This window comes from Candidatus Palauibacter sp. (assembly GCF_965222475.1).
Lineage (GTDB): Bacteria > Gemmatimonadota > Gemmatimonadetes > Palauibacterales > Palauibacteraceae > Palauibacter.
Map to the genome: position 1 here is coordinate 304463 of NZ_CBDCUB010000008.1, position 12290 is coordinate 316752.

Annotated in this window: 11 protein-coding genes; 4 read left to right on the forward strand and 7 right to left on the reverse strand. The window is 62.2% G+C overall.

What is annotated here, in order from left to right; genetic code table 11:
• Positions 1-10: 10 nt before the first annotated feature.
• From ACOQPP_RS16880 to ACOQPP_RS16890, 3 genes are all read left to right on the forward strand, one after another.
• Positions 11-334: a hypothetical protein gene (locus ACOQPP_RS16880; RefSeq protein ID WP_420637028.1), complete on the forward strand. Its 324-nt coding sequence runs from the start codon at positions 11-13 to the stop codon at positions 332-334.
• Positions 331-918 (forward strand): hypothetical protein, encoded by a 588-nt coding sequence (locus tag ACOQPP_RS16885; RefSeq protein WP_420637029.1) that lies wholly within the window; start codon positions 331-333, stop codon positions 916-918. Before ACOQPP_RS16880 ends, ACOQPP_RS16885 begins: the two co-directional genes overlap by 4 nt.
• 1206 nt (positions 919-2124) lie before the next feature.
• Positions 2125-2466, forward strand: coding sequence for a hypothetical protein (locus ACOQPP_RS16890; protein WP_420637030.1), 342 nt, complete (start codon positions 2125-2127; stop codon positions 2464-2466).
• A 100-nt stretch (positions 2467-2566) separates the two neighbouring features.
• Here ACOQPP_RS16890 and ACOQPP_RS16895 read toward each other — a convergent pair whose 3' ends face one another.
• From ACOQPP_RS16895 to ACOQPP_RS16925, 7 genes are all read right to left on the reverse strand, one after another.
• On the reverse strand, positions 2567-3631 hold the full coding sequence (locus tag ACOQPP_RS16895; RefSeq protein WP_420637031.1) for a tyrosine-type recombinase/integrase: 1065 nt from the start codon (positions 3629-3631) through the stop codon (positions 2567-2569).
• A 22-nt stretch (positions 3632-3653) separates the two neighbouring features.
• Entirely contained in the window at positions 3654-5024 is a 1371-nt protein-coding gene (locus tag ACOQPP_RS16900; RefSeq protein WP_420637032.1) for an ISNCY family transposase, read from the reverse strand.
• Positions 5025-5722: 698 nt separating this feature from the next.
• Entirely contained in the window at positions 5723-7060 is a 1338-nt protein-coding gene (locus tag ACOQPP_RS16905; RefSeq protein WP_420637033.1) for a hypothetical protein, read from the reverse strand.
• A 259-nt stretch (positions 7061-7319) separates the two neighbouring features.
• Complete coding sequence (locus ACOQPP_RS16910) at positions 7320-8108, reverse strand: hypothetical protein (RefSeq protein ID WP_420637034.1); 789 nt, start codon at positions 8106-8108, stop codon at positions 7320-7322.
• Between the two features lie 307 nt (positions 8109-8415).
• Positions 8416-9539 (reverse strand): IS3 family transposase gene (locus tag ACOQPP_RS16915; protein ID WP_420635870.1). Its coding sequence is split into 2 segments (ribosomal slippage): positions 8416-9263 and positions 9263-9539, totalling 1125 coding nucleotides; the frame shifts between segments, so codons are not numbered across the junction.
• A gap of 293 nt (positions 9540-9832) precedes the next feature.
• Positions 9833-10111, reverse strand: a complete 279-nt coding sequence (locus tag ACOQPP_RS16920) for a hypothetical protein (protein ID WP_420637035.1) — start codon at positions 10109-10111, stop codon at positions 9833-9835.
• A 368-nt stretch (positions 10112-10479) separates the two neighbouring features.
• Entirely contained in the window at positions 10480-11688 is a 1209-nt protein-coding gene (locus ACOQPP_RS16925; protein WP_420637036.1) for a hypothetical protein, read from the reverse strand.
• Positions 11689-12064: 376 nt separating this feature from the next.
• Between ACOQPP_RS16925 and ACOQPP_RS16930 the strand changes: the two genes are divergently transcribed.
• Positions 12065-12253: a hypothetical protein gene (locus tag ACOQPP_RS16930; RefSeq protein ID WP_420637037.1), complete on the forward strand. Its 189-nt coding sequence runs from the start codon at positions 12065-12067 to the stop codon at positions 12251-12253.
• The last annotated feature ends 37 nt before the right edge of the window (positions 12254-12290 follow it).

The following is a 12290-nucleotide window of genomic DNA, read 5'->3' on the forward strand; positions in this document are numbered from 1 at the left end:
GGCTACTCCCATGGAACAGAAGATAGAAATAGTGGAGGGTGCGAACTATCCTCCGCCCATCCCCGTAGATGGATGCGTGCTGTCGGTTTCTAGGGACCGCATACTGATCCACCTGCTCACGGTGACCCCGGCGTTGTCTGATAACGTCGTCGTGTTGCCCGGCAACCAGGCCGAGGCCGAGGTGGCGGACGGCAAGGCCGAGAGGGTTCCTGCGAATTCGATGGACTGCAAGGTGCATGTATCCGTACTCTTGGACTTCCCTACCGCTGCTCTCTTCGCCGAGCAGCTCGCGGCGGCCGCTCAGTTTAAGGTGCCTGACGGGGAGTCGTCATGACCGCGACCCCTGTGATCTCTGAGGCCCGCTGGTCGCCGCTGTACTTCCTTGGGCAAAGCGAAAGGCAAGGCGAACTTAGTCCGGAGTTGGTAGCGGCTTTGCGAGACCTTGCGGAACTCGGCGCACAGGGCCACGTAACCTCCGAGACCGTTAGCATGGCCCGGGACACCCTCCACGATATGTATCGCTTCGCTCCGTACCGGTACGACGTCTACTCGGAGGACGGACAGGTTATCCTTGACGCGACCGAAGATGAGATTTCCATCGTCGTGCTCTTCGAACCGGCGGGAAGCGCCCGCTGTTTCGTAAGCATGGACGGCGACCAGAGGCGGGCGTGGTACGGAAACGGCGCCATGGTGTTCGGGTGGTTCATGCAGGAAGCACTCCTGAAACTTCTAACTCTAACTAGGAGGCAGATTCGTACATGGACGATGTGCTGGATCTCGATGAAACCCTTGCACGAGGGGTATTCAGCAGCAGTGGGTTCAGTTCTTCCACGGGCCGCGTTCGGCACGGAGCCTTCCTTGAAACTGGAGCGGTACTTTCAGTCGACAGGAGTACACATGCTCCCATCGAAAACCTAGTCCTGCTGGGCGAGCGAAGGGCTGGCAGACGGAGCAAGTCGGAGGGCACCAGCCGAAAGTTCTACGGCTGGGCTAAACTGGAAGTTCACGAGGCGATGAAGGAGAACAGGCAAGTGATGGCATCGCCGGAGCCGGACAACCCGTACCATGCCGATATTATCTTGCCCGATGAGGCGCCGCAGCAAAGAAGGACGCAGGCGGTAGACCTAGCGCGTCGTGCCCGTTGGCGGTCGAAGCCAAGTACCCCGCCCCCGCAGTCGCTGCCCACGCCTCCATGAGTCCCGCCGCCCGCGCGGGATGAGGAGCAGGACCATGAAAACGCTCTCGCACTTACTCGGCGGCGCGGATTCCGCTGGAGGTTGGGGAAACGCGAATGATGGACATCTTCGACGCACTTCGATGGAATGGGCTTCGCCGGTCGATACTCCGCCGGCTTCGATTCCGCTGACCGCTTCCCGGCGGACATCCGGTGCCGTGGCGATCAATGGCCCGACAGCCAACACCTCTGCAACTGCATCGAGTTCGAAGACGGTTCGCGCCTCCGGCTCGTGCTACTTCGCGGGTCACACACGGACAGAGGAGCCCTCATCATCGCATCGCCGGACGAGCATCTGTTTGCGGACGCCGCCGGGCCGGTGGACCCGGCTTCAGCTTGAGACGTACACTGCCCGCGCCTCCAGGAGTTCCCGCCGCCGCGACGGATCGACGCTAGGTTTCCGCCAAGCAAGGAAGTGGAACATGGCGACCAAAAGGAAACTCGGACGCCACCGAAGCACGATTAGATCTGGAGCGCGCCTCCCGCCCGGATGCGAGCCCCGAGAGAGGGCCGAGGATCTGCCGGCTGGGTCGCGGTAATCCACATGCACAAGGACCAGATTCTCCGCGACTCGATGGTCGTTCACGACCTGCTGGCGGACACCTGCTACGTGTGCCTGGTCGTCCAAAATTCGCCATGATCTGCGAACTCGACGAGCGGGACGAACGCAATGAGCAGGCTCGTCGTCAGCGCTGGCCGTGGGTCGTATGGCGCACCGCCTGCGTGCTGTTCATGGCCCTCATTTTCGGCGCCGCGTGCCTCTCCCCCCTCTGGCACAGGTAGGCGGGGAATGCCGATCTCCGAAACGTCGCTGCTGGAGTTTCTCATCCGGTGCGTAAAGCAAGACACCTTGGGCAAGCCGGTTCTAAAGGCCCTCCTGAGAGAGGAGCTTGACGAGCTTCTCGTTCTCGTCGACTTGGAGGTTCGCCACGGGCGGACAGTTCGTCTCGAATCATCCGATCGAGATCCAGGAGCTGGTCGTCGGTGAGCGAGGAGAGATCAGTCGCGGGCATGGGTTCGTCCTTCGTTGTCTCGGGCGGGGCATTGGTCCGCATCGCACAAGGGTCGGCATGTCGGTAGAGAATCTCACGCTGATCACGGTCATCATTCGGCTTATCCGCCGCGGCGACGACTGGGTGATTCCGACCATCCTCGGAGCCCTGACGCCGGCCGAAAAGCTGGAACCACGCGCCCTGTTCGCAGCCGAGCAGCGGCGTCGAGGTATCGAGTGAGGGCGCGCCCGATGATCGGCAACGCAAATTTTCCGTCGTTCAATCATAACGCCGGTAACGAGGCTCGTCAGGGATCGTCCCTGCGAGCCTCGCCCCCCTTCTAGGGCAGGACTGCCACCCTCAGCTTGAGACGTACGCTGCCCACGCCTCCATGAGCTCCCGCCGGCGCTCGAACAGGTCCGACCGAGCGTACGCCGCCTCGACCTGGTTCTTGACCACGTGAGCGAGCGCAGCCTCGGCGACCTCCCGCGGCTGCCCCGTCTCGCCGCACCAGTCCCGGAACGAGCTGCGGAATCCGTGCGGTAACAGCTTGGATTCCGTGCCGCGCGAGCAGCTTGGGCAGTGTGCCGCCGTGAATCATGCGCCCGGTGACCGAGGGGAAGATCAGCCCGCATCCGTGGGAGAACAGCCGCGCCTCCTCGAGGACCTCGATCGCTCGGGCCACGAGGGGCACGCGGTGCTCGCGGCCCGACTTAGCCCGCTTCGCGGGGATCGTCCACACGCGATTCTCAACGTCGATCTCCGACCAGTCGGCCGCGCGGACCTCCCCGGGACGAGCCGCGGTCAGGATCTGGAACTCGAGCGCGACCTTCGCCGGCGGCCAGCCAGCGGTGGCCCGGATCGTCGCGATCGCCTGCGCGACCTCCGCGTGCGGGAGTGCCTTGAAATGCTTCGTGCGGGCGCCACCCCTCGGCAGGGCCGCCCCGATCGCCTCGCCGGCCGGGTTGTCCGTGCGGAAGCCCTGGGCGACGGCCCACTTCATGACGGCACCGATCCGCTGCCGGACCCGCTTCGCCGTGACGCGCTTCTCGTTCCAGATCGGGAGCAGCACCGCCATCACGTCGGTCGTTGAGATGTCGTCAACGCGCATGCGGCCGATGCGCGGGTACGCGTAGCTCGACAAGGAGGATCTCCATTGAGCCTCGTTTTTCCCTCCGCGCCATGCGACCCGGTGGATCTCGATCACCTTCTCGACGGCATCCCTGAACGTCGGGACGCCGTTCTGGGCGCCTGCAGCAAGCGTCCGCGGGTCTCCGCCGTCCCGCGCCAGCTTCCGGTAGTCGAAGGCCTTCTCGCGCGCCTCCGCCAGCGTGGTGTACGGGTAGCCGCCCAGGCCGAGATCCACGCGGCGGCCGCGGACCGTGCCGCGCCAGATCCTTGTCAAACCAAAGTAGAAATGTCCGGGGTTAGCCCAAAGTAGAAATGTCCTCCCGCGGCGGTTCGGTTCTGCCCCGTTCCCGGGCCGGTTCGGGGGAGCGGGGCGGTTCGTGTTCCCTGGATATCGCTTCTCGCTCGCGGCGGAGGTCTCGGCGCGCGATGGCTCGCCGGACGGAGGCTTGGAAGTGCTTGCGCCAGGGGTGGTCCGGGCCGGGCTTCGGGGGCGCGGGCCTCGGCTTCGCCGGCTTGGCGGGCGCGGGAACGGCCGGGCCTTGGCGCGCGGGTTCGACCTCCAGGTAGCGCTCGCCGAAGCGGAAGCGGGTCTGGCCGCCGAGGCGTCGCTCGACGACGATCTCGTCTCCGGGGGCGATGCCGGCGGCCTCGCTCTCGGGGATCTGCCAGCGCCTGTTCCGGAACCGGATCGTGAAGTCGCGGGCCACGACGCGGGTCTCCGTCTCGGCGAAGAGCGCCTCGAGGTCCGCATCGGACGGAAGCGGGCGGTGCGCGTCGCGGGGATCGGCGGGCTCGACGGCGAAGCGCTCGTTCCAGAACGGGACCCAGTAGTCGGCCAGCAAGCGGTTGGCCGCCTCCAGGGTGGCGACCCCCTCCACGCGCATCTCCCTGACCAGCCGGTCCTGCGCGGTGCCGAAGCTGCGCTCGACCCGGCCCTTGGCCTGCGGGGAGCCCGCGAGGATCACCTCGACCCCCAGCTTGCCCAGCCCCCGGGCGATGATCGTATCCGTGCGCTCCTCCTTCTTCGAGAGCCACTGCCCGAAGTGTCCGGCGTGGTCGGTGTAGACGGCCAGAGGGCGGCCGTGGCTGCGGAGGTACGCGATGATCGCCCGCCGGTTCTCCGCCCCGTTGTCGCGCGCCACGAAGCGGGCCATCAGCAGCCGGCTCGTCGCGTCGTCGTGGATCGAGATCAGCACCTGCTCTCCCGCCGCCCTCTCCTCCATCCACGGGTGCACCGAGCTGTCCCACTGCCCCAGCTCGCCCAGCGCCGCCCGCCTGGGACGCCGGCTGCGGTGCTTCGCGCGCCTGCGGCGACGCTCCCACAGTCCGGCCTCGAGCATCCAGCACCGCAGCGTCTCCGCGCTCAGCCGCAGCCCGAAGCGTCTCTCCAGGTGCTCCGCAAGCAGCGTCGGCCCGAAGTCCCGGTACAGCGGATCCCTCGCGACCTCCAGCGCCCCCTCCCGATCTTCCGCGCGCAGCGCCCGGTTCGACCGCCGCCCCCTCAGTCCGTGAACCACCGCCGCATCGCCTTTGGCCTCGAACCTCCGGCGCAGCCGGCGAAAATGCCGCCGCGTCACGCCGATCCGCTCCGCTCCCGCCGCGGCCGTCAGCACTCCCTCGCTCACCTGTCTGAGCACCGAGATGCGATCCCTCTCCCTTAGCCTCAAGTCCATCCGCTCCTCTCCCGGATCCCGTTCCGTCGTTGACCGAACATGGACCGTAAGAGGACATTTCTACTTGGCTAAGGGGGGACATTTCTACTTTGGTACGACAGCCGCGCCAGATCCACTGCTTGGATCCGGAGGGCCGAACGCGTAGGATCAGCCCGTGCACATCACCGTACTTGCCGGGCGTATTGACCGTGCGGACGAAGGCCGCCGTGAGGGTGGATCGCCGTGGGCTCTTCCGCCCGTTCTCCGCTGCTTTTTGCATCGCATCGTCTCCCCACTTTTGTCCCACTGAACGCGTGGGATCGCACGGAACCTTGTGGTAGCTTCCCGAGACACGACGATGCTGTACTTCGCGGGGGTGCAACAGGTTAGCGCACTGTATGGAACTTCTGGGGACTGCCTGCACCGGGTGCTGATTGGATACGAGATCCGAAGGAACTTCCAGGTGTACGGGGCCGAAGGTCTCCTGGACCGTATGCCGAGACCTACAACCGAAACCGTCCGCACCGCGGCCGCGGCATGGAGGGGCGGACGCCCTATCAGGTCTTCAAGAAGGGGATCCGGAAGCCCAGGACCCGGAAGAAGTCAACCAAGAAGGAGGTGAAGACCGCAGCCTGAAGCGCTGATCTCGGCGAGGCCGGGTGTCAGGTGATTACCGTAATTGTACAACCCGGAATCGCCCTCACCCCCGAGTATCACGGAAATGTTCCCGGCGCTGGGCACAGTTGCTCCCGTAGTCCGATGGCCAGCGCCATCTGCTCGTCCAATGGGATTACTCCTTGTGAGATCGCCAGCGCGATCTGCTTGTCGTCCAATCCCAGCGATTCCTTTAGCCCTACGATCTGATTTCGAAGCGTTGTAACAAGTGAATCTGCCGTTGCACTATCTGGAGCAATCATCGCCCGCGCGAAGTCCTCGATCGAATAGTCCCGTGGCAACCAGCGTAGCGTCTCCGAGCGATTCACGTATGGTGCAGTTTCAATCGTAAGTCCGGCTAGGTCCTCCAAATCCATGCCGGTAAGGACAAGTTGCCCGTCGAGAGCTGCTCGGAATAATCGCTGCAAGTGCGTGAATTCAGCCATCCTCGCAAGCACTCTCGCGGTTTCCGCATCTTGTTCCGCATGTGAAGCGATCTCGTCCATTAGCGGTTGTTCGAGCGACGTTATCTCGTACGGGGTCTCATCGTCGAACGATTCGAGCACGGCGTTATCGGCATACCATCGGCCCTCGCTGATGAACCAGGGGGGCGACGTGAAGGCGATCTGTACCATGACGCGAAATGGCCCGAGTGGTTCTTGCGATGTCATAAACGAGATCGCCTCGTCGACGGCCCAGGGTTGCTCCCGGACACCGCTCCATCGGTCGAATTCAGGAGGTGGCGCCGCCCAGGTGGCATAAAAATCTCGCCCGTAGACGTCTGCTGTTGAAGCAGTACGAATACACCCATCAAAGGCCATGACCGACTCGGACGACCCACACCGGCTTATGGCATTCACGAGACGCTGGTCGTAGAACTCGGGATTCAATGAGAGAAAGCCAAAATCGGTTATTGGCAACTCCGGCTCGATCTCTTCCGCGGGATACGGGAATGCGTCCTCGGGATCCGCGATTCCAAAAGCTTGGATCAGGAACTCAACCCCGAGGTCTCCTAATCTGCGGAAGTTGGTCTCATGCTGGACAACGAGCCGGTGCATTCGGATCGACCAAGCCCGTTCATACGCGGTGTGTTGGCGAAACACGTTGGTGATTGCAGACGCGCGATGGTCGAGGAGAGACTGATTGCGTGCGCTTGCGCCATCTACAAGCTGGTCGAGTCGAATGGCACTGCAGCCAAGGCCGGTGTCGACAAGGGCTGGATGAAGGAGGATGCGCAGATCCGGCAAGGGCTCTGCGCGGACCATCGTGACGGCTATGACCCGTCCATCAGCGGCATATGCGAGGGCATTGTGGACAATGGCAGGATCGTAACGACCAATCTCAATAGGTAACCCCTCGGAACGTATCAGCCGCAGGACCAACTCTCGCTCAGACACGCTCCAATCGAGCTCCTCTGCCACCATTGACGTTCCAGATTGCGGAGGCCGCCCAAGGACAACGCCACCAACCCGCGAGAAACCACGAAGTCGGGTGTAGCTGCGAGCGCGTGCATACCCCGCCCTGAGGTTGCGATTGACGCTGGCTCGACTGGCCCTGGGGGCCAGTTCGCGAACCGTTCTCCCGCGAACCGAGTTGACGGGTTCGTCGAGTTGACCCGGAAACAGATCACCAAAACTTAGGGAATTATACGCTTGTCTAGATTTCGCTTCTAAGGCGTGGAATCATGAGTCTTGATTCGCTCGGAGCTTCTCCGTCGATTGGAGGAATTAGTCCAAGACCGGGCCTACCTAACTCTGGGCTCAACACGAAGTTCGTCACCCACAATCCACAAAACCGTCTGCTTGATTCAGACTTACGCCACACATCTTGAACCGCATCACGCTCACCACCACCGAAGAAGCCTCCAAACCCAACTGCCAAATACACTGGCACGTCCAGATTCCACTTGCGTACTTGCTGCGCTTTTGCCTTTAGCCTATTCCTAAATGCGTCTTGCCATTGCTCACCTACAAACGATATTGCTGGCCACGCACCAATGCCACCGCGCCCCTCGGTCTTAACCATCCAATTGATCCATAAGCTCCATTCGTCGGATTCATACAAGTACACAGCCAAGGGTCCAGTATTTCGCCACCGATTCCTCCATCCTTCATCCGGTCGGAGATAATGCTGCTGTTGTTCTTCAGTGGCCAAGAATACTTCCACCTGCTTACGTATCTCATCTTCCAACTGTTTCGGAGAAATGCCATCACTGTTCGCTAGGCATCCCTTAGTACTCAGAGCGAAAATAGCACCTAACGGATCACCTATATCAAGACGATCCCTCAACTCATCGAGAAGAGCGGTTTGGCTATCAGGCGACTTGTGCTTAGGAGTATGACAAATCGTAGCTTCAACCGCGAACGCACCGGGAACGAGAACATCAGGACCATCATGATCTGCCGTGCCAAATCCACAATCAGTGACGTGCGAACTAATAAACAATGAGGTGGTCTTACTTCGTTGGACAGTCCGAGGGCAAAGTTAAGGTGGATTCCGAGTGGTTGTGAGAGCCCTCGGGAGCCTTCTCCGTGTGTTCTCTCGGGGTGGATGCTCCACCCATGGGTCCTCCCCCGGCAGGGGAGGGACAGGTTCCAAAATGAACCCCGGCCGGCGGGAGGGGAACCCGGTCGGCGACGGGGGCTTGGCCGCGGGCGGAACGAGGTGCGCGGCATGGGGAGATCCCAGGCTTCTCCCGCGCCCCGCTGCTGCTTTGCGAAGGCGACCGTCGGCGCACGCCGAGATCCGCCGTTCACACCGCCCCCGTGCCGTTGCGGTAGGCCTCGCCCGGCGTCCGTCCGCCGAGGGACGAATGCGGACGCACCTCGTTGTAGAAGTCGAACCACGAGCCGATGATCCGTTCGGCGTCCAGCCCGTCGCGGAGTTCGTGAAGGTACACCGCCTCGTACTTCAGCGACCGCCACAGCCGCTCGATGAAGATGTTGTCGAGGAAGCGGCCCCGGCCGTCCATCGAGAATGCCACGCCCGCGCCCAGCACCCGGTCGGCGAACGCCTCGCTGGTGAACTGGGCGCCTTGATCCGTGTTCAGGATCTCCGGAGCCCTCCAGCCCAGCGCGTGGTCCAGGGCTTCGACGCAGAACGACGCGTCCATCGTGTTCGACAGCCGCCACGCGAGCACGTGCCGGGTCGCCCAGTCCATCACGGCCACGAGGTAGAAAAAGCCTTGCGTCACCGGAACATAGGTGATGTCCGCGCACCACACGTGGTCCGCCCGCGAGATCGTGAGGCCGCGCAGCAGATAGGGGAAGACCCGGTGCTCCGGACCCGCCACGCTAGTGCGCGGCCGCCGGTAGGTTGCCTCCACCCCCATCAGGCGCATGAGCCGCCGGATCCGGTGCCGGCCCGCGGCAACGCCCTCGCGACGCAGATGCCGCACCAGCTGCCGGCTTCCGTAGAACGGATACGCCATGTGCAGCTCGTCAATGCGACGCATGAGCGCCAGGTTCTCCGCGCTCTCCCCCCTCGGCCGGTAGTACAGCGACGACCGGCTCACGCCCACCAGCGCGCACTGCCTCGAAAGACTCAGCGGTCCGTCCCGCTCGATCATCCGCCCCCGCTCCGCCCGGCTCAGCGCTTGAGCCCGCGCCGAAAAAAATCCCGCTCGACCGTGAGCTCCCCGATCTTGGCGTGCAGCTCCCGGACCTTCGCCTCGTGCTCCTTGGCGAGCTTGCGGCCCGCGCCCCCGGCGAACACCTCCGGCAGCCCCTCGAGCAGCTGCCGCTTCCATGTGCTCACCTGGTTCGGATGAAGCTCGTGCCGCCTCGCGATCGCCTGCACGCTGTCGTGCTCGCGCAGCGCCTCCAGCGCCACCCGCGCCTTGAACTCCGGCGTGAACCGCCGTCTCTTCCCAGCCATCTCGGTGCCTCCCGTTCCGTCCTGGAATCCACCTTAACGACCTGTCCAAAAAACTGGGACCACCTCACAATTCAAAAAGAACATCAACAAATTGGTGGTGTCTACGCGACTTCATTCGCTGTACAGCCTCCACTCTCCTTGCATCGGTCGGGAGTTGTCCAAGAGCTACATCAATCAAGTTACGCACATCGTGCATCTCAGGATGACGTTGGACAAATTCAAACGTCGTTTCCCTCGACTCGATTCGTCGTTCACTCTGACTGGTGGCTTTCCATATGGAATCATTCATCGGTCTAAATGTCTTCCAACTCGTCACGTCGCGCCTCGATGATCGCCGCCACCTTCGGATTCTTCGGGCGCATGAGCGCCAGCGCCACGTCCGACATCCTCGCCGTACCATAACGCGGATTCACCGCCTGCACGTCGAACGGCTCCGGTTCTTCCTTCAATCGAGGGTTCGGCGACGGCGTGTTCTCCCACTCCTCGATGAGCGCCAGCCGCTCCGCTTCCGACAGCGGGGGTGACGGCGTACCGTCAACCGACTCTGGTTCCTTCTTCGTCTTCTTGCTCATCCTCTACCTCGCTGCGGCGATCCCACCGCTTAGCATCATCTTCATTTCAGTCTTCGTTCCAATTTATGAAGCCGCTCACGAGCGATCTTCAATTCACCGGGACTGAACAGGTTCTCGAACTCCGGTTGCTGAACCAAGGTCTCAACCGTCAAATCGGGGCGACCACGCAAATACTAGTTCAGTCAAACCAGTAGCGTACTCTGGTCCCGGTGTGGGCTGAAGCAACCGATGCGCCGTATCCACTCCACCCTGCTCAGAGAGCATACTGGCAAACCGTTTAGCGGTGTAGTTGCATTCCCGCCGTGCGCGGTGGTACAGGCCCCACATCTCGGCGTCGAATCGCCGGTCCAACTCTGTTCGCTCTTGCTTCAGGTGTCCCCCCTACCCTCGCGGAGATTGCTCATCAAACGGGAGTTGACGGGTGTGACGGGTCGCCGCCGGCCGGTAGCTTCCGCATTCAGAGCGAGGACGCGTTGCTCGAGTGGCTCAAACGACGACGACCTGACAGACTGTGATGGGGCAGTAGGGTGTGACCCAGACGCCTCGAAGATCAGGTTCCTGGCCCGAATCCTCGCCGTGGCACGCGCGACTTCGTTACTGGCCTGCAGCGCTGAAGCATCCTGCAGATACCTGGCTTGGACGACCTCCGATTCGAAGACTGAGGCAATTGCGTCGATCGCTTGCTCGTCATCTGGAGAGAACGGTTCCTGTGCGGAGTTCGTCAGCAGCAATTCGAATTCGAGCTGTGCGATCGTTTTGTTGACGGCGATGACGCGCTCATCCGTCGCGTCCTGTATTGCAGATAACCCGACCGTCATGGAAGTGGGAATCAGTAGAAGCAGTCCGGCAGCTACAGTTAGTCTGCCCAAGCCCGTGAGGGAACGGAGCATTCCAGCGGACGAGCAGAATAGTAGAACCCGTCCGAAAGAAGATTCCACTTCTGTCTCTCGTTCCGTCAGATTGGTGTCGATCCGTCTCAGCAAGTCCTCCGTGTGGTATTGCGCTACTAGCTCGTGTAGCCGGGAAAGCAATTGCCCTCTGGCTGGATGACTGTCGTTGAGTTCGGCAAGGTGGCCCTGCAACGATTCAATCACGCCGGCAAGGGTTTCCATCTCCTGCGTCGGGGAGAGCTCTTCCAGATCTTCGTCCTCCAGCCGTGACAATTCTTGATCGATGTGTGCCTTGAGGGCACTCCTGAGCCGCATGCCGCCGCTTCGATAGGCGTGATAGGCGAACGCCAAGATCAGGACGATGGTGGTCGCAATGCCAATCCGGGCGTCGAAGTTGGCGAGAAGGGCTTCGATTCCTTGGATCCGCAGCAAGGCATCGCGTGCCTCTTGCAACGTGGTGCCGCCTGTTGCGTTAACGTAGGCGAGAACGCTCAAGGCAGCCGTTGTGCCAATCGCTACCATGAGCGATGCGAAGCTTAGAAACCCCGACAGGCTCGAAACTGCCGCAGCACCAGTACCACTGATGTCTCTGTTTCTGGCCGCCTTACGGTCCGCCCGTGGAACAACCACGAAACGTAACAGGGCAAACACGGCCCATGCCCCCAATGCGATGATAAAGATGCTCACTGCCCGACCCTCCCGTGGTGGAATCCGGCAACGTACTCATCGATTTCCCTGTGGGCAAATGGGAATAGCGAAGCTTGGCCTGTGCGACTGTCGATCTGTTATCGAAGGGGCGACAGATCCGGGCCACACCAGGCTAATGCAGGATATGTCGTGACCTGAGATGAGCGCAGACTGGGCCATCATGCGGCCGCGGAGGCGATAGCGGGGCGCGTCGGACTCCTGCCCCCGCGCTGACGGGCTTCTCCGTGTACCTGTAGGGAAACTCCGGCGACCCAGGCTGCTGGAGGGGCCCGGCAGGTGATGCAATCAATGATGGATCGATGATGAGGGAGTTGCATCGTCGGACATCCGCAACCCGACCCCTGTAGGGCATCCAATGACGACCATCGAGAAGCTACGCGCCCTCGCCCGCGAACTGGCTGGCGAAGCCTGGGACTATGATCACCGCCACCTGTGCGCGCAGGCGTACGTCCGCCGGTTGGCGGCGCAGGCGGTGATGAAACAAGCTGACAGCATCCAACGCGAGGATGCCATGTTCGCAGATCCGCCGGTTGGGTCGAGCTAAGCCCGCCCCAACCGGTGCGACTCTCGGAATCGTCGTC